At 66.2% G+C, this 24040-nt stretch carries 24 protein-coding genes; 8 read left to right on the top strand and 16 right to left on the bottom strand.

The window, feature by feature from the left end; genetic code table 11:
* Positions 1–32: 32 nt before the first annotated feature.
* The 4 genes from LX70_RS10245 to modB all read right to left on the bottom strand — a co-directional run bounded on the left by LX70_RS10245 (position 33) and on the right by modB (position 3229).
* Positions 33–605, bottom strand: a complete 573-nt coding sequence (locus LX70_RS10245; RefSeq protein ID WP_170076169.1) for an anti-sigma factor family protein — start codon at positions 603–605, stop codon at positions 33–35.
* 4 nt (positions 606–609) lie between these two features.
* On the bottom strand, positions 610–1188 hold the full coding sequence (locus tag LX70_RS10240) for an RNA polymerase sigma factor (RefSeq protein ID WP_105514666.1): 579 nt from the start codon (positions 1186–1188) through the stop codon (positions 610–612).
* Positions 1189–1388: 200 nt separating this feature from the next.
* Entirely contained in the window at positions 1389–2534 is a 1146-nt protein-coding gene (gene modC, locus LX70_RS10235; protein WP_105514665.1) for a molybdenum ABC transporter ATP-binding protein, read from the bottom strand.
* Positions 2531–3229: a molybdate ABC transporter permease subunit gene (gene modB, locus LX70_RS10230; RefSeq protein ID WP_105514664.1), complete on the bottom strand. Its 699-nt coding sequence runs from the start codon at positions 3227–3229 to the stop codon at positions 2531–2533. The genes modC and modB overlap by 4 nt, the downstream gene beginning before the upstream one ends.
* A gap of 214 nt (positions 3230–3443) precedes the next feature.
* On the opposite strand from modB, the gene LX70_RS10225 reads away from it, so the two are divergent.
* Positions 3444–3725 (top strand): YMGG-like glycine zipper-containing protein, encoded by a 282-nt coding sequence (locus LX70_RS10225; protein ID WP_245885027.1) that lies wholly within the window; start codon positions 3444–3446, stop codon positions 3723–3725.
* 21 nt (positions 3726–3746) lie between these two features.
* On the opposite strand, the gene LX70_RS10220 is transcribed toward LX70_RS10225, so the two are convergent.
* Complete coding sequence (locus LX70_RS10220) at positions 3747–4616, bottom strand: branched-chain amino acid aminotransferase (protein WP_105514663.1); 870 nt, start codon at positions 4614–4616, stop codon at positions 3747–3749.
* Between the two features lie 155 nt (positions 4617–4771).
* Here LX70_RS10220 and LX70_RS10215 point away from each other — a divergent pair, with 155 nt between their 5' ends.
* The 7 genes from LX70_RS10215 (at position 4772) to dxs (ending at position 11096) form a co-directional block, all read left to right on the top strand.
* Entirely contained in the window at positions 4772–5284 is a 513-nt protein-coding gene (locus LX70_RS10215; protein ID WP_425430584.1) for a MarR family winged helix-turn-helix transcriptional regulator, read from the top strand.
* Complete coding sequence (locus LX70_RS10210; protein ID WP_105514662.1) at positions 5281–5991, top strand: response regulator; 711 nt, start codon at positions 5281–5283, stop codon at positions 5989–5991. Before LX70_RS10215 ends, LX70_RS10210 begins: the two co-directional genes overlap by 4 nt.
* A gap of 15 nt (positions 5992–6006) precedes the next feature.
* A complete protein-coding gene (locus LX70_RS10205) occupies positions 6007–6939 on the top strand; it encodes a histone deacetylase family protein (RefSeq protein WP_105514661.1) in 933 nt (310 codons plus the stop codon).
* Positions 6936–7172, top strand: coding sequence for an exodeoxyribonuclease VII small subunit (locus LX70_RS10200; RefSeq protein WP_105514660.1), 237 nt, complete (start codon positions 6936–6938; stop codon positions 7170–7172). The genes LX70_RS10205 and LX70_RS10200 overlap by 4 nt, the downstream gene beginning before the upstream one ends.
* On the top strand, positions 7173–8033 hold the full coding sequence (locus LX70_RS10195; protein ID WP_105514659.1) for a polyprenyl synthetase family protein: 861 nt from the start codon (positions 7173–7175) through the stop codon (positions 8031–8033).
* A 10-nt stretch (positions 8034–8043) separates the two neighbouring features.
* On the top strand, positions 8044–9096 hold the full coding sequence (gene ltaE, locus LX70_RS10190; RefSeq protein WP_105514658.1) for a low-specificity L-threonine aldolase: 1053 nt from the start codon (positions 8044–8046) through the stop codon (positions 9094–9096).
* A gap of 83 nt (positions 9097–9179) precedes the next feature.
* Positions 9180–11096, top strand: coding sequence for a 1-deoxy-D-xylulose-5-phosphate synthase (gene dxs / locus LX70_RS10185; protein WP_105514657.1), 1917 nt, complete (start codon positions 9180–9182; stop codon positions 11094–11096).
* A 33-nt stretch (positions 11097–11129) separates the two neighbouring features.
* Here dxs and LX70_RS10180 read toward each other — a convergent pair whose 3' ends face one another.
* The 11 genes from LX70_RS10180 to LX70_RS10130 form a co-directional block, all read right to left on the bottom strand.
* Complete coding sequence (locus tag LX70_RS10180) at positions 11130–11324, bottom strand: hypothetical protein (protein WP_105514656.1); 195 nt, start codon at positions 11322–11324, stop codon at positions 11130–11132.
* A 99-nt stretch (positions 11325–11423) separates the two neighbouring features.
* Positions 11424–12476: a tRNA epoxyqueuosine(34) reductase QueG gene (gene queG / locus LX70_RS10175; RefSeq protein ID WP_105514655.1), complete on the bottom strand. Its 1053-nt coding sequence runs from the start codon at positions 12474–12476 to the stop codon at positions 11424–11426.
* A gap of 72 nt (positions 12477–12548) precedes the next feature.
* Positions 12549–13214, bottom strand: a complete 666-nt coding sequence (gene fzlA, locus LX70_RS10170) for an FtsZ-binding protein FzlA (protein ID WP_105514654.1) — start codon at positions 13212–13214, stop codon at positions 12549–12551.
* A 54-nt stretch (positions 13215–13268) separates the two neighbouring features.
* Positions 13269–14015 (bottom strand): monofunctional biosynthetic peptidoglycan transglycosylase, encoded by a 747-nt coding sequence (gene mtgA / locus LX70_RS10165; RefSeq protein ID WP_105514653.1) that lies wholly within the window; start codon positions 14013–14015, stop codon positions 13269–13271.
* Between the two features lie 38 nt (positions 14016–14053).
* The gene (locus LX70_RS10160; protein ID WP_105514652.1) at positions 14054–14941 is read right to left on the bottom strand and encodes a Hint domain-containing protein; all 888 of its coding nucleotides are present in this window, start codon (positions 14939–14941) and stop codon (positions 14054–14056) included.
* Between the two features lie 3 nt (positions 14942–14944).
* Positions 14945–15535, bottom strand: coding sequence for a toxin-activating lysine-acyltransferase (locus LX70_RS10155; RefSeq protein ID WP_105514651.1), 591 nt, complete (start codon positions 15533–15535; stop codon positions 14945–14947).
* A 120-nt stretch (positions 15536–15655) separates the two neighbouring features.
* Positions 15656–16579: a Hint domain-containing protein gene (locus LX70_RS10150; protein ID WP_105514650.1), complete on the bottom strand. Its 924-nt coding sequence runs from the start codon at positions 16577–16579 to the stop codon at positions 15656–15658.
* Positions 16580–16708: 129 nt separating this feature from the next.
* Positions 16709–21247 carry a glutamate synthase large subunit gene (gene gltB, locus LX70_RS10145; RefSeq protein WP_105514649.1) on the bottom strand — a complete coding sequence of 1513 codons (4539 nt, stop codon included), beginning with the start codon at positions 21245–21247 and terminating at the stop codon, positions 16709–16711.
* Positions 21244–21687 carry a GFA family protein gene (locus LX70_RS10140; protein ID WP_105514648.1) on the bottom strand — a complete coding sequence of 148 codons (444 nt, stop codon included), beginning with the start codon at positions 21685–21687 and terminating at the stop codon, positions 21244–21246. The genes gltB and LX70_RS10140 overlap by 4 nt, the downstream gene beginning before the upstream one ends.
* A complete protein-coding gene (locus LX70_RS10135) occupies positions 21684–22400 on the bottom strand; it encodes a hypothetical protein (protein WP_105514647.1) in 717 nt (238 codons plus the stop codon). Before LX70_RS10135 ends, LX70_RS10140 begins: the two co-directional genes overlap by 4 nt.
* Positions 22401–22529: 129 nt before the next feature.
* Positions 22530–23966, bottom strand: coding sequence for an NAD(P)-dependent oxidoreductase (locus tag LX70_RS10130; protein ID WP_105514646.1), 1437 nt, complete (start codon positions 23964–23966; stop codon positions 22530–22532).
* Positions 23967–24040 lie beyond the last annotated feature (74 nt).

The raw sequence follows: 24040 nt of genomic DNA, 5'->3' as shown, positions 1-24040 counted from the left end.
CGCCAAAGCGGCGACGGTCGCAACAAACGCTTTCATTCTGCCTTTTGCGCACTCTCGACTATCTCGCCCGCTGCCAGAAGGCGGCCCACCACGGTCCCGGCATCGGCGCCTTCGGGCAGGTCTACCCGATAGAGCCCGATCGCGGAAGGCCCGTCGACGATCACCCCGTCGACCGACAGAAGCAGGGTTGAGATCTGTTCCGCCGTCGCGCCCGGACGGAAGGCGACGATCAGCGCGCCTTTCGCCACCGGCCCGCTGGCCTGTTCATAGATCGCGTCCTCCGGCCCCCGGTCAAGCGACGGCCAAAGCGCCATCACGCCGACACCAAGGATGAAGGCCGCCGCAAGCGCCGCGACCGAACGCAGCGCCGACCGCCCCGGCTGCTGCCGCCCGATGTCGCGCCGCAACCGCGCCAGACCCAGATCGCCGGGCGCGGCAGAGGCGGGGTCATCCGACCGCACCGCCCCGGAAATCGCGGACAGAAACTCAAGCTGCTGGCGCAGCCCTTCATTCGCCTTCAGCGCCGCCTCGACGCGGGCATGTTCATCCCCGCTCAGCGATCCGTTCAGATAGAACGGCAGAAGTTCTTCGATCTCACGTTGCACGTCGTTACCCATTACGTCCCGAACCCCTGACAGCGCCCTTTGCCGACAAACACCGCAGCATGAGCTGCTTGGCGTGATAGACCCTCGATTTGACCGTCCCCTCGGGAATGCCCATGACCGCCCCGATATCCGGGTAGCTCATCTCTTCGAAGAAGGTCAGCTCAAGCACCATCCGATGCTCCTCGCTCAACCCCTTCAGGCATGCCCGCACCGCCGTTGCATCTTCGGCGGCTGACAACGCCGTCGCGGCATCGGGGCTTTCGTCGATCTGGTCCGGCAAACTCTCCTGATACGTTACCCTTTCACCCTTCCGGTGAACCTCCATCGCCTTTCGCCAGGCGATTGCGAAGATCCATGTCTGGGCCTTCGACTGCCCCCGGAACGCCGCCGCGCTGCGCCAGACCTCCAGAAACACGTCATGGAGTACGTCGGAGGATCGATGCGGATCGTTCAATTTTAGGATGAGAAAGCGGTAGAGCGGCCGTTCGAGCCTGCGGTAAAGCGTGTCAAACGCCAAACGGTCGCCGACCGCGATGGCCGCGACAAGCTCGTCGACGCTGTTCTCCTTCGCATTCACGCCCATTGGCCTTTCGGTCTGCCGACCCGCCCGCGCGATCCCGCCGGCATCGCAGGCTGGTCCGTCGTCATCACGTCCTTCATCCCCGTCGGACGCCTTGATGAGCCGCCTTCACATCGGTCAAGCAAGGCCCTGAATCAATAGTTCCGTGGCGGCAGATCGAAATATCGGCACGGTATTGCGTAATGACACGCATTGGTCCCCCGTTACGGGGGAAATCCGGGCGTATTTGTCCCTTTCCCGCCCTGCGGCCCTTCGACCGGCACAGAATGCCCGACACTGTCGCGCGCGACGGAGACGGCCTTGAGGACGGCATGAACCTGTTTGCCCGGCGCAAGACCCAGCGCGACGGCCGACCGCCGGGTGATCCGCGACAGGATCGGGCTGCCCCCCACGTTCAACTGGACCAGCGCGCCGGGGCCGTCACCCAGCCGGATGTCGCTGACCTCGGCCGCAAGGACGTTCAGCGCCGAAATCCCCTCGGGCCGGGTTTGCGCGATCATCACGTCCTGCGCCATGATCCGCAGCCGCACCGCCGCGCCCGGCCGATCGGGAACGCCCGGCACCCAGACCGGCCCGCCCGGCGTCGCAAGCCGCGTCAGCCCGTCCTCCTCCTGCGCCGCGACCGTTGCGGGCAGGATGGTCCCGATCTCGCGCTGGCCGAAGGTCGGGGCGATGGCCGGGTCGGCAAGGATCGCCTCTGCCGGGCCAGATGCCACCACCCGCCCGCCATCCAGCAGCACGATGGAGGTGGCAAGGCGCGTCACCTCGGCGACCGAATGGCTGACATATATGATCGGCAGATGCAGGTCGTCGCGCAGGCGTTCCAGATAGGGCAGGATTTCCGCCTTCCGGGCGGCGTCCAGTGCGGCAAGCGGTTCGTCCATCAGCAAAAGCCGCGGCCCCGCAAGGATCGCGCGCGCCAGCGCGACGCGGCTTTTCTCCCCCCCCGACAGGGTCCGGGGCTGGCGCTGAAGCAGGGGGCCGATGCCCAGAAGATCGACGATCAGGTCCCGGTCCCGCCCGGCCCCGCGCGAACGGCCGAACCACGCGCCATAGGACAGGTTCCGCGCCACGGTCATATGCGGGAACAGTCGCGCATCCTGAAAGACATAACCGACCCGGCGCCGGTGCGGCGGCACGTCTATGCCCTTCGCGGCGTCATATAAAACCTCTCCCCCCGCGACGATCCGGCCCGAATCCGGCCGTAACAGACCCGAAATTGCGTTGACGACGGTGCTTTTCCCGGCCCCGGAATGCCCGAAAAGCGCGGTCACGCCGCCCGCGACGCGGAACTCTGCCTCAAGCCGGAACGCCCCGATCCGGTGGCTTATGGCGACCTCCAGCGTCATGCCCGCCCGATCCTGCGCGCAATGCGTTTCGACAGCCATTCCGACGCCAGAAGCGCCGCCATGGCGATAGTGACCGAAACCGCGACAAGCCGCAGGGCGGAGGCATCGCCACCGGGGACCTGAAGGAAGCTGTAGATCGCCGAGGGGATCGTCTGCGTCTGGCCGGGGATGTTCGACACGAAGGTGATTGTCGCGCCGAATTCCCCCATCGCCTTGGCAAAGGCCAGAATCGCGCCCGCGACGATGCCGGGCAGGATCAGGGGCAGGGTGACGGTCAGGAACACCACCGGCCCCGGCGCGCCCAGTGTCCTTGCCGCGTCCTCAAGCCCCGGATCGACCGCCTCGATCGCCAGCCGGATGGCGCGCACCATCAGCGGAAAGGCCATGATCCCGGCCGCCAGCGCCGCCCCGGTCCAGCGGAACGCGAAGACGAGGCCGAACCAGTCGTCAAGGAACCGCCCCACCGGCGCGGTCCGGCCCAGTGTCAGCAGGAGAAGATAGCCGGTGACGACCGGCGGCAGGATCAGGGGCAGGTGGACGATCCCGTTCAAAAGCGCCTTGCCGCGAAAGGACCACCGCGCCAGCGCATAGGCCACGAATATCCCGAACGGCAGCCCCACCACGGCGGCCCAAAGCGACACCCGAAGCGACAGCGCCACCGCGCGCCATTCATCCGCTGTCAGCCAGTCCACCATCCTCGCCCCGTTCCGGCCCTGTCAAAAGCAGGGAGTTCGATATGTTTCCAAAAACATATCTCCAATCCCGGCGCGCTTGGCAAGCGTAACTTCCCGGCGCCTTTCCCAGACCCATCGGCCAAATGCCGCCGGTTCCGAAAACCTTCAGGGAACACACCGCCCGGCCCGGCGTTGCCCCCCCACGGCTTCAATGAATCCAATATGGGAGAGCCTCATGAATCTGATGAAACACAAGCTGCTTCTCGCGCTGCCCTTCGCCCTTACCCTCGCGGCCTGCGAGACGACGGGCGATCAGACGATGGCCACCGGCGCCCTGACCGGCGCTGCCGTGGGGGCGATTGCCTCGGATGACGGCGACCGGCTGGAAGGCGCCCTTCTGGGTGGCGCGGCCGGTGCCGCTGTCGGCAGCATCGTCGATCAGGCGAACCAGCCGCAGCAGTGTATCTACACCTATCCCGACGGGCGGTCCTACCGCGCGCCGTGCCGCTATCCGTAAGACAAGACCCTCGTGCGCGCGTCAGGCGCGCACGAGTTTCTCATAATCGGCGGCGACGCGCTTTGTCAGTTCGCCCACCTCGAAGGTGTAATCGCCGATCTGCCCGACCGGCGTGACCTCGGCCGCCGTGCCGGTCAGCCAGCACTGCTCGAAGCTTTCCAGTTCTTCGGGCATTATGTGGCGCTCATGCACCTTGATCTGCATGTCCTTCAGCATCCCGATGACGGTCTGCCGCGTCAGCCCGTTCAGGAAGCAGTCGGCCTTGGGCGTGTGAACCTCACCATCCTTCACGAAGAAGATGTTGGCGCCGGTCGCCTCGGCGACATAGCCGCGATAGTCGAACATCATCGCGTCCGAACAGCCCTTCGCCTCGGCGGCGTGCTTGGACATGGTGCAGATCATGTAAAGCCCCGCCGCCTTCGCCTCGGACGGGATCGTTTCCGGCGACGGCCGCTTCCATTTCGAGATGTCGAGCTTGGCACCCTTCAGCTTCGCGTCGCCGTAATAGTTGCCCCATTCCCAACCGGCGACGGCCAGCCGCACCGGGTTGCGCTTGGCCGACACGCCCATGTCTTCGCCCGCGCCGCGCCAGGCGATGGCGCGGACATAGGCGTTGGTCCAGCCATTGGCCTTCAGCATCGCGTCCTTTGCCGCGTCGATCTCTTCGGCGGTATAGGGGATTTCCATGTCCAGCAGATTGGCCGATTTCCGCAGCCGCAGCGAATGTTCGTGGCCCTTGAAGATCTTGCCATCATAGCACCGCTCCCCCTCGAAAACGGAGGAAGCATAGTGCAGCGCATGGGTCAGGATATGGACCTTGGCATCGCGCCAGTCCACCAGCGTCCCGTCCATCCAGATCTTGCCGTCACGATCATCATAGGCCCCGGCCATCACAGTCCTCCTCGGGCAAGCCCGTTTTCCGAATGTTGCGCAAGTTTGGTCCGATGCGGACATAAAGTTGCGTGATTTCTGCGACTCGCTATCAATTCGACCTTGGAAAGTCAACATCACTGACATAAAATCAGAGAGAGGCCAGCAGGGACGGCATGATGCAAGGCGGGAGGACGGAAACGGGCGGCGGCGAAAGCCTGCTGTTCCTGACCGACGAACAGCTCCGCAAGGGGATCGAGGCGATGTATTTCGCCTACCGCGCCTTCACGGCCGATCCCGACCGGATTCTGGAAAACTACGAATATGGGCGCGCCCATCATCGCGCGATCCATTTCATCAACCGCCAGCCGGGGCTGACGGTGAACACGCTTCTGACCATGCTTGGCGTCACCAAGCAGTCGCTGAACCGTGTCCTCAGGACGCTGGTCGAGGATGGCCTGGTCGAGGCCCGCGTCGGCCGCCGGGACAAACGCGAACGCAACCTTTTCCTGACCGAAAAGGGCTCTGCCCTGGAACGTGACCTGTCCGAGGCACAGCGCGCCCGGATGCGCGCCGCCTACCGTTCCGCCGGACCCGCCGCCGTCACCGGCTTTCGCCAGGTGCTTGAGGCGATGATGGACCCCGAGATTCGCCGTCATTACCTGTCGATGAAGGATGGCGCGCCATGAGTCCCCAGCCCGAGGTTCACCTTCTGATCGTCGATGATGACGAACGCATCCGGTCGCTCTTGCAGAAATACCTCATGCGGAACGGCTTCTGGGTTACCTCCGCCCGCGACGGCGCCCATGCGCGGCGGCTTCTGGCCGGGCTGGACTTCGACCTGATCGTGCTTGACGTGATGATGCCCGGCGAGGACGGCATCAGCCTGACGCGCGACCTGCGCCGCAGCCTCACGACGCCGATCCTTCTCCTGACCGCCAAGGCCGAGGCCGACGACCGTATCGCCGGGCTTGAGGCCGGGGCGGACGACTACCTGGCCAAGCCCTTCGAGCCGCGCGAACTGCTTCTCCGCATCAACGCCATTCTCCGCCGCACCCCGCCCGAGGTCGAAACCCGCCTGCCGCGCGTCCTGCATATGGGGCCGGTGCGCTACGACGTCGACCGGGGGGAGATGTGGCGCGGCGACGACCTGATCCGCCTGACCGCGACCGAAGCCGCGCTGATGCGCATCTTCGCCGCCCGTCCGGGCGAGGCGGTCAGCCGCACGCAACTGGTCGAGGATCTGGGCCGGGGCGGCGGCCGCGGCGATTCCGCGCAGGAACGCGCCGTCGATGTCCAGATCACCCGTCTCAGGCGCAAGGTCGAAACCGATCCGAAGCAGCCGCGCTACCTTCAGACCGTGCGCGGCGCGGGCTACATGCTGGCGCCCGAATAGCGGGAAGGCCGCGACATGACGACGCTTCTTTTCAGCCATGACAGTAGCCTGTCGCACCTGACACCCCCCGGCCATCCCGAACGGGTGGACCGGATCACCGCTGTCAGCCGCGCGCTGAACGCGCCCGCCTTCGCCGCGCTGGATCGCCGCGAGGCGCCGCTGGCAGGGGAAGCAGAGGTGCTGCGCTGCCACGCCGCCGACTATCTGGCAAAGGTCCGCGCCGCGCGGCCGGGTGAAGGCTTGGCGCAGCTTGACCCCGATACCTTCCTGTCGCCGGGGTCGTATGAGGCCGCCCTGCGCGCGATCGGCGCGGCCGAAGCCGCCGTCGATGCGGTTCTGGCGGGTGAGGCCGCCAACGCCTTCGTCGCCATGCGCCCGCCCGGCCATCATGCCGAACGTGGCCGCGCGATGGGGTTCTGCCTGTTCGGAACAGTCTCTGTCGCGGCCAGATACGCGCTTGATCACCATGGCCTGTCGCGCGTCGCGGTCCTTGATTTCGATGTCCATCACGGCAACGGAACGCAGGGCCTGCTGTGGGATGAGGCGCGGGCGGTCTTCGTCTCCTCCCACCAGATGCCGCTTTACCCCGGCAGCGGCGCGGCGACGGAAACCGGCGCGCATGGCCAGATCGTGAACCTGCCCTTGCGCCCCGGCTCGGGCGGGGCAGAGATGCGCGCGGCCTGGGAAGCGGCGCTGGCCCGCGTTTCCGACTTCGCCCCCGACCTGATCCTGATCTCCGCCGGGTTCGACGCCCATCGCGACGACCCCCTCGCTGGCCTGAACTGGACCGAAAGCGACTTCGCCTGGATCACCGGCGCGATCTGCGATCTGGCCGACAGAACCGCCTCGGGCCGGGTGGTATCCTGCCTTGAGGGCGGCTATGATCTCGCCGCGCTGGCGGCATCGGTCGAAGCGCATGTCACTGTCCTGATGGAGCGCGGCGCATGAGCGATCTTTCCACCCTCAGCTTCGAAGACGCCATGAAGCAGCTGGAAGAGGTCGTCCGCGCCCTTGAATCCGGCAATGTCGAGCTTGAGAAATCCATCGCCCTTTACGAGAAGGGCGCGAAGCTGAAGGCGCATTGCGAGGCCAAGCTGAAAGAGGCGGAGGAGAAGGTCGCGAAGATCACCCTCGGCCCCGATGGCAAACCCGCAGGCACCACCCCCGTCGAAGGTCTCTGAGTGTTTCACGAACGCCTGACCCGCGCGCAGTCGAAAGTGCAGCAGGCGCTTGACGACGCATTGGCGTTCCATCCCGATCTGCCCGTCATTCAGGCCATGCGCTACGCCCTACAGGGCGGCAAGCGCCTGCGCGCCTTCCTTGTCCTTGAAAGCGCCCGCCTTCATGGCATCCATGAGGGGGAGGCGATGCCCGCCGCCGCCGCGGTCGAGGCGCTTCATGCCTATTCGCTGGTCCATGACGATCTGCCCTGCATGGATGATGACGACCTGCGGCGCGGCCGTCCCACGGTGCATGTAAAATGGGATCAGGCAACCGCTGTCCTTGCCGGTGACGCGCTTCAGACGCTGGCCTTCCAGCTTTGCTGCGACCCGGCGCTGGGCGCCCGGCGGATCGACCTTGTCGTCGCCCTTGCGCAGGCCTCGGGGGCCGAGGGGATGGTGCTGGGCCAGGCGCTTGACATCGCCGCCGAAACCGCCGCGACGCCCCTGACTCTGGAGGAGATCACGCGCCTTCAGGCGGGCAAGACCGGCGCGCTGATCGGCTTTGCCGCGACGGCGGGGGCGATCCTTGCCGGGGCGGATCCGCGGCCGCTGGAACGCTACGCGAAGGCGCTGGGCCTCGCCTTCCAGATCGCCGACGATATTCTGGATGTCGAGGGCGACCCCGACAAGGCGGGCAAGAAGCTGGGCAAGGACGCGGCGGCGGGCAAGGCGACCTTCGTTTCGCTGCTTGGCCTCGACGGCGCCAAGACCCGCGCCCGCGCGTTGGTGGATGAGGCAGAGGAGGCGCTGGCGCAGTACGGCATGGCCGCCGACCCGCTGCGCCAGGCGGCCCGTTTTACAATCAGTCGTGACACCTGAGGAGGATCAAATGAGTGTCTATTCCGGCATGAAAGCCGCCTCTCCCGCCGCCAACACGATCTGTGACCTGCGCAGCGATACCGTCACCCGGCCCGACGCCGCGATGCTGCGCGCCATCGCCGGGGCCGAGGTCGGCGACGACGTCTATGGCGAGGACCCGGACGTCAATCGCCTTCAGGCGGAGACCGCCGAACTGCTGGGCAAGGAGGCCGGGCTGTTCCTGCCCTCCGGCACGCAGTCGAACCTTGTCGCGGTCCTTTCCCATTGCGGGCGCGGGGATGAGGTCATCCTTGGCGGTGCCTATCACGTCTACCTGCATGAGGCCGCCGGGGCCTCGGTCCTTGGCGGCGTGGCGCTTTGCCCCGTGCCGGTCGGGCCGTCCGGCGGCGTCGCGCCGGGCGATGTGACCGGCGCCATCAAGCCCGATGATCCCCACCATCCCGTCAGCCGCCTGCTGAGCCTTGAGAACACCGTCAATGGTCAGGCCGTTCCCCTTGCCGACATGCGCGCCGCTACCGAAGCCGCGCGGACGGCGGGCCTGTCGGTCCATCTCGACGGCGCGCGGTTCTTCAACGCCGTGACCGCGCTGGGCTGTGCGCCTGCCGATCTGGCGGGCCTTGTCGATACCGTCTCGGTCTGCCTGTCAAAGGGCCTTGGCGCGCCCGTCGGCTCTGTCCTTGTCGGCCCGGCCGATCTGATCGCGCGCGGGCTGCGGCTGCGCAAGATGCTGGGCGGCGGGATGCGGCAGGCCGGTATCCTCGCCGCGGCGGGGCGCCACGCGCTGACCCATAACCGCGCCGGGCTGGCCGAGGATCACACCCGCGCCGCGCGGCTGGCCAAGGCGCTGGGCGATCTGGGCGTGGGGCAGGTCAGCCACGCCACCAATATGGTCTTCTTCACCCCCGCCGCGGACGGTCACGCCGACCTGCGCGCGGCGCTGGCGGCGCAAGGCATCGTGATCGGCGGCCAAAGCCCCGCCATCCGCATGGTCCTGCACCGCGATGTCGATGATGCCGCGCTGGACCGCGCCATCGCGGCCTTTCGCGCCCATTACGGCGGCTGACTGCACGAAATCTGCAAGCCATCGCGATTGTTCCTGCACGTGATTCCGGCTAAACCGGCCGAAACCACACCGGGGCCGCCGCTTTGACCGACAGACCGAAGACACCGACGCTTGACCGTGTGACCGTCCCCGCCGACCTCAAGTCCCTGACGGATGCCGACCTGCGTCACCTCGCCGACGAATTGCGCGCCGAAACGATCAGCGCGGTGTCCGTCACCGGCGGGCATCTGGGCGCCGGTCTTGGCGTCGTCGAACTGACCGTGGCCCTGCACGCTGTCTTCGACGCACCGCGCGACAAGATCATCTGGGACGTCGGCCATCAGTGCTATCCGCACAAGATCCTGACCGGGCGGCGCGACCGTATTCGCACGCTGCGCCAGAAATCGGGCCTGTCGGGCTTTACCAAGCGGTCGGAAAGCCCCTATGACCCCTTCGGCGCCGCCCATTCCTCTACCTCGATCTCCGCCGCGCTGGGCTTTGCGGTGGCGCGTGACCTTGGCGGCGATGCGGGCGATGCCATCGCCGTCATCGGCGACGGCGCGATGAGCGCGGGCATGGCCTATGAGGCGCTGAACAACGCCGGTCACCTGAAAAAGCGGCTCTTCGTCGTGCTGAACGACAATGAAATGTCGATCGCACCGCCGGTTGGCGCCATGTCCGCCTACCTCTCTCGCCTCTACGCCGGCGCGCCGTTTCAGGAGCTGAAGGCCGCCGCGAAAGGCGCGGTCAGCCTGCTGCCACCGCCCTTCCAGGAAGGCGCCCGCCGCGCCAAGGAAATGCTCAAAGGCATGACCGTCGGCGGCACCATGTTCGAGGAGCTGGGCTTTTCCTATGTCGGCCCCATCGACGGGCATGACATGGACCAGCTGCTTGGCGTCCTGCGCACCGTCCATGACCGCGCCACCGGGCCGGTTCTGATCCATGTGCTGACCAGGAAGGGCAAGGGCTTCGCCCCCGCCGAACGTAGCCCCGACAAGGGCCACGCGACCGGCAAATTCGACCCTGTTACAGGCGAACAGAAGAAAGCGGCCTCAAACGCGCCGTCCTACACCAAGGTCTTCGCCCGGTCCCTGATCGCCGAGGCGGAGCGGGACGACAAGATCGTCGCCGTCACCGCAGCGATGCCGGACGGGACCGGGCTGAACCTCTTCGCGGAACGCTTCCCGCGCCGTTGCTTCGACGTGGGCATCGCCGAACAGCACGCGGTGACCTTCTCTGCCGGGCTGGCCGCCGGCGGGATGAAACCCTTCTGCGCGCTCTATTCCACCTTCCTGCAACGCGGCTACGATCAGGTCGTCCACGACGTCGCGATTCAGCGTCTGCCGGTCCGCTTCGCCATCGACCGCGCGGGGTTGGTTGGCGCGGACGGCGCGACCCATGCCGGGGCCTTCGACGTGGCCTACCTCTCCAACCTGCCCGGCATCGTGGTCATGGCTGCGGCGGACGAGGCAGAGCTGGTCCACATGGTCGCCACCGCCGCCGCTATCGACGACCGCCCCTCGGCCTTCCGCTACCCACGCGGCGAAGGTGTCGGCGTCGACATGCCCGAACGCGGCCAACCGCTTGAAATCGGCAAGGGCCGGGTCATTTCCGAAGGCGGCCGCGTCGCGATCCTGTCCTTCGGTACCCGCCTGGCCGAGGTGCTGAAGGCGCGTGAGGCGCTGGCCCAGCGTGGCCTTGCCCCGACCGTCGCCGATGCCCGCTTTGCCAAGCCGCTCGACCGCGACCTGATCCTGCAACTCGCCGCGCATCATGAGGCGCTCATCACCATCGAGGAAGGCGCCATCGGCGGTTTCGGTTCTCAGGTGGCGCAGCTTCTGGCGGAAGAGGGCGTCTTCGACCACGGGCTGAAATTCCGCTCCATGGTGCTGCCCGACACTTTCATCGACCAGTCCTCGCCCGAGGATATGTATGCCACCGCAGGCATGAACGCGCCCCAGATCGAGGCGAAGGTGCTGGACGTTCTGGGCGTTACCCGTATTGGCGAAAAGCGCGCCTGAACCTCACGCGCGCCTCATGATCTCTCTCGTCGTTCAGGCCTCCAGACCGCGTTCGATCCGGGTGAAGGCCTTCAACCGCGCCGCGTCGCTCCGGGTCTGCGCCCGCTCATGCAGGGCTTTCGTCGCCGGATGGCTGCCCGCGCCGCCATGGCTGCGCTCCACCTCGGCATAATGTTTCGTCCGGCCTCCGTCCGACGGTTCGCGGCGGTCTGCAAGATGACGGCTCATGAAATCCTCCTCGGTTTCCTTGCCCCATGACGGGGGACGATACCTCAAGGATGGGGGCGAATCGCGTATTTTTCTACCCCGCGCACGCGGAACGTGATCTCAGCGTGCCGATTTCAGCCGCCGAAGCGCCCATTGCGCAGCATCGGCCACGGCCGGGTCCGCATCCGCCAAAAGGCTCTCCACCAGCGGACTCAACGCCTCCTCGCCCGAATTTCCGATCGCATAAAGCACGTTGCGCACGAAACGGTCCCGCCCGATCCGCTTGACCGGGCTGCCCGAAAACCGCGCCCGGAACGCGGCATCGTCCAGGGTGGCAAGCTCCGCCAGCGGCGGCGCGCCCACTCGCGCGGCATAGCCCGCCTCGCGCGCCGCCACCGCGAACTTGTTCCACGGACAGACCGCAAGGCAATCGTCGCAGCCATAGATCCGGTTGCCGAGCGCGCCGCGCAACGCCTCGTCCACCGGCCCCTTGTGTTCGATCGTCAGGTAGGAAATGCACCGCCGCGCATCCAGTTGATAGGGCGCCGGAAATGCGCCCGTCGGGCAGATGTCCAGACAGGCCCGGCAGGACCCGCAATGGTCAACCTCCGCCCCGTCCACGGGCAGGTCCAGCGTGGTAAAGATCGCGCCCAGGAAAAACCAGCTTCCCAATTCGCGGCTTACCAGATTGGTGTGCTTGCCCTGCCAGCCCAGTCCCGCCGCCTGCGCCAAGGGCTTTTCCATCACCGGCGCGGTATCGACGAAAACCTTGATTTCCGCCGGAACAGAGCCTTTTTCGGCCGCCTCGATCAACCACCGCCCAACCCGCTTCAGCCGCTTCTTCACAAGGTCGTGGTAGTCGCGCCCCTGCGCATAGCAGGAAACCGCCGCCCGGTCCGGCCGGTCCAGAACCGCCAGCGGGTCGCCCTCGGGCGTATAGACCTCGGCCAGCATCACGACCGACCGCGCCTCGGGCCAAAGCGCCGCCGGATCGCCGCGCCAGCCCATCCGCTCTGCCATCCAGCCCATCTGCCCGTGCCGACCCTGATCGACAAAGGTCGCCAGCCGCCCCGCCGCCTCGGGGATCGCATCCGGGCGGCAGATCCGGGCGGCGGCGAACCCCTCTTCGACCGCCTTCGCGACAAGCCGGTGTTTCAGCCCGGCGGCATCCATGGCGGCGCCCCTTTCATCGTGGCCGAAATACTCCGCGGGGGTCCGGGGGTGCGAAACCCCCGGCGCTCTCCCTCAGAAATCGAGGTCGGCATAATGCGCAGGCGGCGGAAAGCCCGGCACCTGATCGGCCAGAAGCGACCGGAATGACGGCCGCGACTTGATCTTCGCGTACCAGTCCTTGACCGTCTGGCTCCGGTTCCAGTCCACGTCCGAGATATAGTCGAGCGCCGAAAGATGCGCGGCGGCAGCGAAATCGGCCAGCGTCATCTCATTCCCCGCCAGCCAGCGGCGCTGTTCCAGAAGCCAGGCCATGTAATCGAGGTGATACTTGATGCGAGTAGAGCCGGACTTGACGTTCTTGCTGTCCGGGTAACCCAGCTTCATCACCTTCTTGTTTACCCGCTCATAGACGAGCTTCGAGGTCACTTCCTCATGGAACTTGTCGTCGAACCAGGCGCAAAGGCGGCGCACCTCATAACGCCCGGCGGCATCGCGCGGCATCAGTTTCGGCTCGGCGATGGTCTCATCCAGATATTCGCAGATCGCCTGGCTTTCCGACATCACCTTGCCGTCATGGCGCAGGATCGGGATCTTGCCCGCCGGGTTGCGGCGCATGAATTCGGGTGCCTGTTCCCAGTACCGCTCCTCGACCAGTTCCACCTCAACCTTCTTTTCCGCCAGCGTCAGGCGAACCTTGCGGCAGAAGGGCGACAGCGGGACATGGTAGAGACGGGTCATGGGCGCTCGGGCAGGGATGGGGTTGCCCCCTGATAGCGGCCCCTCCCGCCCGGTTCAATCCTCGAAACAGGCGGCGCGGCCATCGGCGCGGATCGTCGCCGCCCCGTCAAGGATCGCGCGGGCGCGGCCGCGCAGATAGCCCGAGGGGTGGCCGGGATTGCGCCCCTTCGGATCGGGCAGGGCGGCGGCGATCAGCGCGGCCTGTGGCGGGCTGAGCTTTGCCGCGCTGACGCCGAAATAATGCTGCGCCGCCGCCTCGACGCCGAAGATGCCCTTCCCGGTTTCCGCCACGTTCAGATAGACCTCAAGGATACGGCGCTTGGGCCAGAACAGCTCCACCACCGGGGTCATCAGCGCCTCAAGCGCCTTGCGCGGCCAGCTGCGCCCCTGCCAGAGAAAGACGTTCTTCGTCACCTGCTGGCTGATGGTCGAGGCGCCGCGCCCCGCGCCTTCGTTCATCGCGGCCCGGATCGCCTTCATGTCAAAGCCCCAGTGTTCGCAGAAATTCGCGTCCTCCGAGGCGACGACGGCCCGCGCCATTTCCGGCGCCATATCCTCGATCGGGACCCAGACCCGGTCGACGCCGCCCTGCCGCCAGCCTTCGGCGATCAGGTAGGGCGTCAGGCGCGGGTTGATGAAGATGCCAAGGATCACCAGCAGCAGGAACAGCGCCACAAGCGCGACCGCCCCGCGCCCCGTCCAGCGCAGGACCCCGCGCAGGGTCAGACGGGGCAGGGGCCTTTTGGCCGCCGCCTTGCGGGATTTCGTCGGTTTGCGCCGGGTGCTGCTCGTCTTCGCCATTTGCCGACATTAGCCATGCGCGGCCCCGCAGGGTCAAGTCACGCCGCGCCGGTTTCCAGCAGTGCCGCGCGCAAAACCCGCGCCTCGGTCCGGGTGGCGCAATAGGCGGCGGCGGCGCCTTCCGCCAGACCGGGCAGATCGTCGAAAAGCCGACGCAACTCCGCCTCTGTCCGCGCGATCTCACCCGCGACCGCGCCGCCGGGAAAGAAACTTTCGGTCAGCATCCCCTCGGCCCAGATCATCTCATGCCGGTCGAACATCAGGTGCAGATAGGTCACCTCGCCCCCTGGCAGGCGCCGCACGGTCTTGCCATCGACCAGATGGGCGGCGGCGACCAGAACCTCGGGCGCGCCACAGTGAAGCTCGGCCGCCCATCCGCCGATACAGACCCTGTGCTGTGGCGAAACGATGATCTCGCGGCGGTTGCCCAGTGTCCCCGCCGCGATGGCGATCGGGGCAAGGTCCCCCTCTGCCGCGACCCGCCGCCTCCCGGTCCAAAGCACGGTGCGTGCGCCGTGGTCGCGGGTCAGGACCATGTCGCCCGGCACGATCCGTTCCACCGGGCGCTGGCCCTGCGGCGTGGCGATCAGCGTGCCGGGGGTGAAGCAGGGCGGGGTCGTACCCTGGATGGTGATCGTGATGACCTGGGTATCGGTCCCGCCGCCATCGCTGAGCTGCACCGTGAAGGTGTCGGTCAGCGTGTCGCCGGTGTTCAGCGCCGCGACGACCGGGTTGGTGTCGTTCAGGTCATAGGTCCAGTTCCCGGTCGCATCGACGCTGGCGATGCCATAGGCGGGCGCCCCGCTGATCGACCAGGTATCGGCCCAGATATTGGCGCTGCCGTCGTCAAGGTTGCCGCCGATGACAAGCCCGCTGCCTTCGGTCACGCTGCCGGTGAAGGTGCCGGTGATGTTCGGCGCGCCCATGTTTCAGCTTTCGTCGAGATGGCGGGCGAAACGGGCGGGCGAAAAGACCCTCTCATCCACCCGGCCCCCGGCGGCGGCACGGGTCCATTCGATGATGCGATAGCTGTCGCTGCCCTCGGTCAGCCATAGCGCGCGAAGCCGCCGCAGCGCCGGGTTCTCCGTCAGGCGCGGGACGATTTCCCGCATGTGGCCAAAGGGCGCGACGAAGTCGATCAGCCAGACCGAGGGGCCGCCGTTCCACTCTTCGGCCCGCAGGGGCGTCCGTTTCAGCGCAAGGCGCCGCTCCACCTCGGGCGACAGGCCCGCCCAGCTGACGAAGGCGCGCGGAAACCCGTCCGAGCGGAAGATGTGATACTGTCCCAGTCGCAGCGCCGGTTCAAAGGTCGAGGTGGCGGCGGCAAGGCTGCGCCCGGCGTGAAACGGCACCAGCGCGGCAAGGTAGAACATCGCGCCGAAATCGGCGTAAAGCCCTGCGTCGAGGTCGAACCATCCATCGGGGAAGGGCGGCTTCGGGTCGGACCCGCCCCGGTCACGCTGACGCAGGGCGGCGAAATGACGCGCCGCGCGGTCGGCAAAATGCCCCGGTTCGTGCATTCCGTCCCCTGCACATCAGTCAGGGGGTGCGTGACCGGAACGACACCCCATGCCCCACCAACCCGGTCGACCGGATGATAGGGATGGGGGGTCAGGCTGTCAAATACACCTTCCCTAGTGTCAGGAGGCGATCAGACGATCCTCATGGCGCTGGCCGATCCGCCGTGCCACGGGCGCGCCCTCGGCCCGGATGCGCAGGATCTCGGGGAAGATGCGCACCACCTCATTGAACATCGCCCGGTCGGCGGCAAGGATCTCGCTGCCCGGATAGAAGCTTTCGGTCGGGGTATTCTCGGCAAAGATGATCTCATGCCGGTCGAAAAGCAGGTGGATATAGTCCACCTCATCCACCGGCGCGCGGGTGATGCCGGGCTGGCCGACAAGGTGTTTCGCGGCCACCAGAACCTCGGCCTGGCCGGTGCAAAGCTCGGCCCGCCAGCCGGTGAACAGCATCCTATGCTGCGGCGAAACCCGCAGGTCGCGCAGGTTGTCCAGCGTCCCCGCCGCAATCGCCACCGGGGCAAGATCGCCGCGCCCCTCGACCGTCCGCCGCCCGACCCAGCGCAAGGGCTGCGCCCCGTGGTCGAGCGTTTCGACCAGGTCGCCGGGGACCAGCGTCTCGACCGCGACTTCGCCGCCCGGGACCCGGATCAGCGTGCCGGGCGTGAAACAGGGCGGGCCGAAATTGCTGACCGGCGTCTGGGTGGAGGTATTGACCCAGGTGGAGGACTGGAAGGTTGCGTCCTGAAGCACTGTGCCGTCGGTGGGCGTAAAGACCGCATAGGTTCCGCCTGCGCCGTCATCGACATAAAGCGTCACCCCGGTGATGGTGACGGTCGAGCCGCCCATGATGACGGTGATCGTATCCCCGACCCAGACATTCATCACCTGCGCGCCGTTGAACGTATCCCCCGTCGCGGTGCCGATGAACCCGTCATCATCGCTGTCGGTGAAGTTCACCTTCTGCACGGTCAGCGACGTGCCTCCGGGGGGCGCGCTGCCGGGGTCCATGTAGAAGAACTGGTCGATATAGGTCTGTGGCATCGTAAGCTCGTTTTTACACGCAGCTGTTGTAACAGCCTTTGCTGCTGATTGAATGAAAAAAGTAAGACCAAAAAGTGAACGGCCCCGCAGATGACTGGCGGGGCCGTTCCGTGTCGCGCGGGGCGGTTTTTATTCCGCCGGAACCGCTTCCCTGTCGCGGCTGAGGGGGTGGGCCAGATGCGGCATCATTTCCTTCGGGCAGACCTGAATGAAATTCGCCCGCTCCTCGGCCCAGTCGGTCAGGATTTGCCTGGCTTTGAGGCTGCCGGTCTCTGCCGCGTGACGCTCGATCAGACCCTTCAGCTCGGCTTCCCAATGCGGCACAGTGACCGCGCAGGTGACCAGCGTCTCAAGGTTCATCAGCTCTTCGGCCGTCCCGTCGGGGTCATGGATATAGGCCATGCCGCCGGTCATGCCGGCGCCGAAGTTCGCCCCGATCCGGCCAAGGATGACCGCGACACCGCCGGTCATGTATTCGCACCCGTTCGAACCGCAGCCCTCGATCACCACCTTCGCGCCGGAGTTGCGAACCGCAAACCGTTCCCCCGCGCGGCCGGCGGCGAAAAGATGGCCGTCGGTCGCGCCGTAAAGCACGGTGTTGCCGATGATCGTGTTGGCCGATGCCGTCAGTGGCGACACCATCGGCGGACGCACGACGATCATTCCGCCCGACAGGCCCTTGCCGACATAGTCGTTGGCATCGCCCGACACCTCAAGCTTCAGCCCCGGCGCGGCAAAGGCGCCAAGCGATTGCCCGCAGGAGCCCGAGAGCTTCACCGTCAGGTGGTCCGGTTGCAGGCTGTTCCGCATCCCGAACTTCTTGACGATCAGGCTGGATGCGCGCGTGCCGATGGTGCGGTGGGTGTTCCGCACGGCATAGGACAGCTGCATCTTTTCGCCATCCTCGAAGAAGCGGTGGCCGTCCTTGATGATCTCGGCATCAAGGGTATCCGGCACCGCGTTGCGCGGCTTCGAACGGTCATAGACGATCCGGTCCGCGCCATCGACGGTGATCAGCAGCGGGTTGAGGTCGAGGTCGTCAAGATGCGCCGCCCCCCGGCTGACCTGGGTCAGAAGATCGGCCCGCCCGATCACCTCATCCAGGCTCCGCGCGCCGATATTGGCAAGCAGTTCGCGCACCTCCTGCGCGTAGAAGGTGATGAGGTTCACGACCTTGTCGGCATTGCCGGTGAACTTGGCGCGCAGCTTTTCGTCCTGCGTGCAGACGCCCACCGGGCAGGTGTTCGACTGGCACTGGCGCACCATGATGCAGCCCATGGCGATCAGCGCGGCGGTGCCGATGCCGTATTCCTCGGCCCCCATCATTGCCGCGATGACGATGTCGCGCCCGGTCCGCAGCCCGCCATCGGTGCGCAGCGTGATCCGGTCGCGCAGCTTGTTCATCGCCAGAACCTGATGCGCCTCGGTCAGCCCCATTTCCCACGGCAGGCCCGCGAATTTGATCGACGTCGCGGGCGACGCGCCGGTGCCACCGTTATGGCCGGAGATCAGGATCACATCCGCCTTGGCCTTCGCCACACCGGCCGCAATCGTGCCGACGCCGGAAGATGCCACCAGCTTCACCGTCACCTTGGCGCGCGGGTTGATCTGCTTGAGGTCGTAGATCAGCTGCGCGAGGTCCTCGATACTGTAAATATCGTGGTGCGGCGGGGGGGAGATCAGCGTCACCCCCGGCGTCGAATGGCGCAGCCGCGCGATCAGCTTCGTCACCTTCATGCCGGGCAACTGTCCGCCCTCGCCGGGCTTGGCGCCCTGCGCGACCTTGATTTCCAGCTCCTCGCAGGCGTTCAGATATTCCGCCGTCACGCCGAAGCGCCCCGACGCCACCTGCTTGATCTTCGCCGACGGGTTGTCGCCGTTCGGTTCCGGCAGGAAATGCGCCGGGTCCTCGCCGCCCTCGCCGCTGTCGGACTTGGCGCCGATGCGGTTCATGGCGATGTTCAGCGTCTTGTGCGCCTCGGGCGACAGCGCGCCAAGCGACATCCCCGGCGTCACGAACCGCTTGCGGATTGAGGTGATGCTTTCCACCTCCTCGATCGGCACCGGACGGCCCAGCGGCTTGATGTCCAGCAGGTCGCGGATATGGATCGGCGGATTGGCCCGCATCGCGGCCGAATACTGCTTCCACAGGTCATAGGACGCCCGGTCGCAGGCCGATTGCAGAAGATGCATCGTCTGCGCTTCCCAGGCGTGCTTTTCCCCCGACCGGCGCGATTTGTAGAAACCGCCCACCGGCAGAATATCGGTCCCGGCGGTCCAGCCGCGCCCATGCACCTCTTCCAGCTTCAACTGAATGCCCGACAGGCCGATACCGGAGATACGGGAATGCATGCCGGGGAAATATTCCGCCACCATGGCCCGGCTCAGGCCCACCGCCTCAAAGTTCAGACCGCCGCGATAGGAGGAGATGACCGAAATCCCCATCTTCGACATGATCTTCAAAAGCCCCGCATCGACCGCGTCGCGATAGCGGCGCATGGCGTCGATCAGGCTGCCCTCGATCAGGCCGCGGCGGATGCGGTCGGCGATGCTGTCCTGCGCCAGATAGGCGTTGACCGTCGTCGCCCCGCAGCCGATCAGCACGGCGAAATAATGCGGATCGACGCATTCGGCCGACCGCACGTTGACCGAACAGAAGGTCCGAAGCCCCTTGCGCGTCAGCCAGCTATGCACCGCCGAGGTCGCAAGGATCATCGGCATCGCGACCTTTTCCGCGCCCTGATGTTCATCCGTCAGGACAAGGTGGCCCGCACCCGACCGCACGGCATCTTCCGCCTCGGCCCGGATACGCTCAAGCCCAAGGCGCAGCGCCTCCGGCTCGCCATCGGTGGCGAAGGTGCAGTCGATGATGGCGACATTGCCGCTGAACTGGCGCACCATCTCGTCGAATTCGGCATTCGCGATAAACGGGCTTTCCAGCACCAGAATCTCCGTCTGGCTGCTGTCTTCGTCCAGCACGTTCTTGAGGTTGCCGAACCGCGTTTTCAGGCTCATCACCCGGCTTTCGCGCAAGCTGTCGATGGGCGGGTTGGTGACCTGGCTGAAGTTCTGCCGGAAGAAATGCGACAGCGGCCGGTAGACCGACGACAGAACCGCGGGCGGCGTGTCGTCACCCATCGAGGCGATGGCTTCCTTGCCGTCCTCGGCCATCGGCGCCAGCACCTGTTCCAGCAGTTCCAGCGAGAAACCCGCCGCGACCTGCCGCTTGCGCAGCTCCGGCCCCTCGAACAGCGATTTTTCCGGCACGTCGCGCATGATCGCGTTCAGATCGACGACCTTCTCGATCCAGTCGGCATAGGGCTGCGCGGCCGAGAGTTTGTCCTTGATCCCGGCGTCGTGGTAAAGCTTGCCCTCTTTCATGTCGACGGCGATCATCTGACCCGGCCCAAGGGCGCCCTTCTCGCGCACCACGGCCTCATCCACCGGGACCATCCCGGCCTCGGACCCCGCGACCAGAAGACCGTCGCCGGTGACGACATAGCGCAGGGGGCGCAGCCCGTTGCGGTCAAGCCCGCCGCAGACCCAGCGCCCGTCGGTCATGGCCAGCGCCGCCGGCCCGTCCCACGGCTCCATCACCGCGTTGCAATAGGCATACATGTCCTGCCAGGCCTGCGGCATCTCAACCGCCGACTTGGACCAGGCTTCCGGCACCATCATGGTCTTGGCCATCGGCGCGGAACGTCCTGCGCGCACCAGAACCTCGAACACCGCATCCAGCGCGGCGCTGTCCGAAGACCCCTGCGGCACGATCGGCTTGATGTCGCCCGCCTGATCGCCAAAGGTCGACGATGCCATGCGGATCTCATGGCTTTTCATCCAGTTCAGGTTGCCCTTCAGCGTGTTGATCTCGCCGTTATGGGCGAGCATGCGGAAGGGCTGCGCCAGCCACCATTGCGGGAAGGTATTGGTCGAATAACGCTGATGATAGATCGCAAAGGCGCTTTCGAACCGTTCGTCCTTCAGGTCGGGATAGAACTCCGCCACCTGCTCGGCCAGCATCATGCCCTTGTAGATGATCGACCGGCAGGACAGCGTGCAAAGATACATCCCCGAGATGCCCGCGGCGGCGGCGGCCTTTTCGATCCGGCGGCGGATGACGTAAAGCTCGCGCTCGAACGTTTCCTCATCCGTCCCCTTGGAGTTCTTGATCAGGATCTGCTCGATCTCCGGCCGGGTCGCGTTGGCCTTCTCGCCCAGCACCTCGGTATTCACCGGCACATGGCGCCAGCCATAGATGTAATAGCCCGCGCGCAGGACTTCCGTCTCGACGATGGTCCGGCAGGCCTCCTGCGCGCCGAAATCGGTGCGCGGCAGGAAGACCTGACCCACGGCGACCAGCGCCTTCATGTCCGGCTCATGCCCGGTGCGGCGGATCTGGTCGTAGAAGAACTTGACCGGGATCTGCACATGGATGCCCGCGCCGTCGCCGGTCTTGCCATCGGCATCGACCGCGCCCCGGTGCCAGACCGCTTTCAGCGCGTCGATCCCATGCTCCACCACCTTGCGGCTGGCTTTCCCGTTGATCGCGACGACAAGCCCGACCCCGCAGGAGGAATGCTCATCCTCGGCGCGATAAAGACCGTTCTCCGCCATCCAGGCGCGGTTGGTTTCCTCGATTGCCACCCAGTTCTGGTCAAACCCGGTCATTGGCCTTCTCCTTCTGCGCTGACGCCAATCGACGCCAGGAATTCCGCTTCGGTCATCCGCCGGTGATCGCCCGCGAAGGCGTAGCCCTCGGGCTTGCGGTCGACATAGATCTCTTTGGTCAGCGGGAAGCCCGCCGCATTTTCGAACAGCCCGGCCGAGACGGCGTGGGTATCCGCCCCCGGCTGGGTGAGCCGATACCAGAGCGGCGATCCACAGGCGCCGCAATGCGCCCGCTCCGCCCAGTCCGACGAGGCGAAGGCGACGACCGGACCTTTGGCCTCAAGCGTGCCGGGGGCCGCGTCGATCTCAAGGAACGCGCTGCCGGTCCAGCGGCGGCACTGACCGCAATGGCAGGCATGGACCTCAGCCGCGGCAGGGACCATCGTCACCGTGACCGCGCCGCAAAGGCAGGCGCCGGAGATGGGGGGCAGCGCCGTCATGACGCACCGCCGGGCAGGGGCATCGCATCCGTCATCTGCGAATTGCAGTCATATTCCGGTTCCGCCGCCAGATAGCCCGGCGTGTCCGGCGCGGCGAAGGTCACCGGCCCCTCGGCCATCTCGCGCCGGTCGCCATCACTGCCTTCGAACACCTCCCGGTCGGCGAAGAACACGCGCCAGTCGCGCTGGATGAACTGCGCCCCGGACCGATGATAAATCCGTTCGCCATCCGCGCCCTCTGCCGTCAGTTCGAACCGCGTCTGGTCCAGCGTAATGCCGTCGATCACCACCGTCTTGCCGGTCAACTCGTCAAAGCCGTGATAGCGCCGTACCTCGCCGGAGTTGCTTTTCGTGGTGAAGTCATAGCTGTCCCGCCCGGTCTCCAGCAGGGTGGAGAATGAGGCCGGGTCAGCTTCCTCGGCGATCTGGTCGCGCTCTCCGGTTGTCAGGTCATAGCTGTCGACCCAACGCGTCTCGGCGTCGATACGGCTCAGGTAGAACGGCCCTTGGCCATCGCTGTAAAGCGTCCACTGATCGCCCGCCGCGTCGCCATCGCAGCGGTAAAGCTGCGCCACCTGGCAGTTGTGAAGCTGGACGGTCTGATAGACTGTGCAGCCCTCCGGCGCGCGGAACTTGCCCGCCGCCAGCGCCGGGGCGCCCGCAAGGCCCGCCAGGGCGGCGCCTGCCAGAAGGATGCGTGTCGCGATCGCCATCGGACGTCCTTTCCAATCCGGGTCAGCATTGCTGACCATCCCGTCTTTCCGGCGCTTTCGCCGCCCCTGCGCCTGTAGCTACACAAACCCTACAGATGCACGATACGGGTCCGACGCCGTCCCTACCGCCTATTCCGCCGCGACCGCCTCGGCCCCGGAGAGGTAATCCAGCACGCTTTCCGCCGCCTCGCGCCCGTCGCGGATCGCCCAGACCACAAGGCTGGCGCCGCGCACGATGTCGCCCACGGCGAAGACGCCCGGCAGGCTGGTCGCATGGGTGCCGAAATCGGCCCGGATCGTACCCCAGCGGGTGACGGTCAGGTCGTCCACACCCCAGAGCTTCGGCAGGTCCTCCGGCTCGAAGCCCAGCGCCTTGATGACGAGGTCGGCCTCTTCCAGATAATCCGCGCCCTCGATCACCTCGGGCGCCTGGCGGCCCGTGGCGTCCGGCGCGCCAAGGCGCATCTTCTCGACCATCACGCCCTCGACGGCACCGCTGGCGGCAAACCCCTTGGGTGCGGTCAGCCAGACGAATTCGACGCCCTCTTCCTCGGCATTTGCGACCTCGCGCTGGCTTCCCGGCATGTTCGCCCGGTCGCGGCGGTAAAGGCATTTCACCGATTGCGCGCCCTGCCGGATCGCCGTGCGGACGCAATCCATCGCCGTGTCGCCGCCGCCGATCACGACGACGCGCTTGCCGCTCGCGTCCAGCTCGCCGCTGTCGAATTCCGGCACATCGTCGCCAAAGCTCTTGCGGTTCGACGCGGTCAGATAGTCGATGGCGCGCACGATGCCCGTGGCCCCGGCATTCGGCCCGCCAAGGTCGCGGCTTTTGTAGACGCCCGTCGCGATGACGACTGCGTCATGCTTGCCATGGATCGCGTCGAAGGTGATGTCCTCGCCCACGTTGCAGTTCAGCACGAATTCCACCCCGCCATCCTCAAGCTGGCGGATACGGTCCATCACCACGTCCTTCTCCAGCTTGAAGCCGGGAATGCCGTAGGTCATCAGCCCGCCCGCGCGGTCGTAACGGTCATAGACCGTGACCTGCACTCCGGCGCGGCGCAGCGCATCGGCGGCGGCAAGGCCGCCGGGACCCGCGCCGATGATGCCGACGCTTTCCGACCGTTCCCGCGCCGGACGGATCGCCTTGACCCAGCCATTGTCGAAGGCCGTGTCGGTGATGAATTTCTCGATCGCGCCGATGGTGACGGTGCCGTGGCCCGACTGTTCGATCACGCAGTTGCCCTCACAGAGACGATCCTGCGGGCAGATGCGGCCGCAAATCTCCGGGAAGGTGTTGGTGGATTGCGAAAGCTCATAGGCCTCCTGCAACCGCCCCTCGGCGGTCATCCGTAGCCAGTCGGGGATATTGTTGTGCAGCGGGCAATGCGACTGGCAGTAGGGTACACCGCACTGGCTGCACCGCCCGGCCTGCTCTTCGGCCTTGGCCAACGCGAACTCACGGTAAATCTCGTTGAAATCCTGGGCGCGGACATTGGCCTCGCGCTTCTCCGGCATCTCTTTCGAGACAGAGACGAATTTCAACATGCGTTGCTGGGCCATGGCTCACTCATTTCCGCGCGAAGTTCCGGGTGCGCATTGCTACTGCCAATGCGTCAGGAATAAAAGTCAGCATA

The sequence above is a fragment of the Albidovulum denitrificans genome (assembly GCF_002973535.1).
Lineage (GTDB): Bacteria > Pseudomonadota > Alphaproteobacteria > Rhodobacterales > Rhodobacteraceae > Albidovulum > Albidovulum denitrificans.
The sequence above is the reverse complement of the archived record's forward strand: the minus strand, read 5'-3'. Positions and strand labels throughout refer to the sequence as shown.

What these genes read in the sequence shown, in the direction of transcription:
- fzlA (WP_105514654.1), bottom strand. Translation starts at nt 13,214, where the DNA reads ATGACCCGTCTCTACCATGTCCCGCTGTCGCCCTTCTGCCGCAAGGTT.
- modB (WP_105514664.1), bottom strand. Translation starts at nt 3,229, where the DNA reads ATGGTGGACTGGCTGACAGCGGATGAATGGCGCGCGGTGGCGCTGTCG.
- LX70_RS10180 (WP_105514656.1), bottom strand. Translation starts at nt 11,324, where the DNA reads ATGAGCCGTCATCTTGCAGACCGCCGCGAACCGTCGGACGGAGGCCGG.
- LX70_RS10200 (WP_105514660.1), top strand. Translation starts at nt 6,936, where the DNA reads ATGAGCGATCTTTCCACCCTCAGCTTCGAAGACGCCATGAAGCAGCTG.
- queG (WP_105514655.1), bottom strand. Translation starts at nt 12,476, where the DNA reads ATGGATGCCGCCGGGCTGAAACACCGGCTTGTCGCGAAGGCGGTCGAA.
- ltaE (WP_105514658.1), top strand. Translation starts at nt 8,044, where the DNA reads ATGAGTGTCTATTCCGGCATGAAAGCCGCCTCTCCCGCCGCCAACACG.
- LX70_RS10140 (WP_105514648.1), bottom strand. Translation starts at nt 21,687, where the DNA reads ATGACGGCGCTGCCCCCCATCTCCGGCGCCTGCCTTTGCGGCGCGGTC.
- LX70_RS10130 (WP_105514646.1), bottom strand. Translation starts at nt 23,966, where the DNA reads ATGGCCCAGCAACGCATGTTGAAATTCGTCTCTGTCTCGAAAGAGATG.
- LX70_RS10225 (WP_245885027.1), top strand. Translation starts at nt 3,444, where the DNA reads ATGAATCTGATGAAACACAAGCTGCTTCTCGCGCTGCCCTTCGCCCTT.
- gltB (WP_105514649.1), bottom strand. Translation starts at nt 21,247, where the DNA reads ATGACCGGGTTTGACCAGAACTGGGTGGCAATCGAGGAAACCAACCGC.
- LX70_RS10240 (WP_105514666.1), bottom strand. Translation starts at nt 1,188, where the DNA reads ATGGGCGTGAATGCGAAGGAGAACAGCGTCGACGAGCTTGTCGCGGCC.
- LX70_RS10220 (WP_105514663.1), bottom strand. Translation starts at nt 4,616, where the DNA reads ATGGCCGGGGCCTATGATGATCGTGACGGCAAGATCTGGATGGACGGG.
- LX70_RS10215 (WP_425430584.1), top strand. Translation starts at nt 4,772, where the DNA reads ATGATGCAAGGCGGGAGGACGGAAACGGGCGGCGGCGAAAGCCTGCTG.
- mtgA (WP_105514653.1), bottom strand. Translation starts at nt 14,015, where the DNA reads ATGGCGAAGACGAGCAGCACCCGGCGCAAACCGACGAAATCCCGCAAG.
- LX70_RS10210 (WP_105514662.1), top strand. Translation starts at nt 5,281, where the DNA reads ATGAGTCCCCAGCCCGAGGTTCACCTTCTGATCGTCGATGATGACGAA.
- LX70_RS10205 (WP_105514661.1), top strand. Translation starts at nt 6,007, where the DNA reads ATGACGACGCTTCTTTTCAGCCATGACAGTAGCCTGTCGCACCTGACA.
- LX70_RS10155 (WP_105514651.1), bottom strand. Translation starts at nt 15,535, where the DNA reads ATGCACGAACCGGGGCATTTTGCCGACCGCGCGGCGCGTCATTTCGCC.
- LX70_RS10160 (WP_105514652.1), bottom strand. Translation starts at nt 14,941, where the DNA reads ATGGGCGCGCCGAACATCACCGGCACCTTCACCGGCAGCGTGACCGAA.
- LX70_RS10135 (WP_105514647.1), bottom strand. Translation starts at nt 22,400, where the DNA reads ATGGCGATCGCGACACGCATCCTTCTGGCAGGCGCCGCCCTGGCGGGC.
- modC (WP_105514665.1), bottom strand. Translation starts at nt 2,534, where the DNA reads ATGACGCTGGAGGTCGCCATAAGCCACCGGATCGGGGCGTTCCGGCTT.
- LX70_RS10150 (WP_105514650.1), bottom strand. Translation starts at nt 16,579, where the DNA reads ATGCCACAGACCTATATCGACCAGTTCTTCTACATGGACCCCGGCAGC.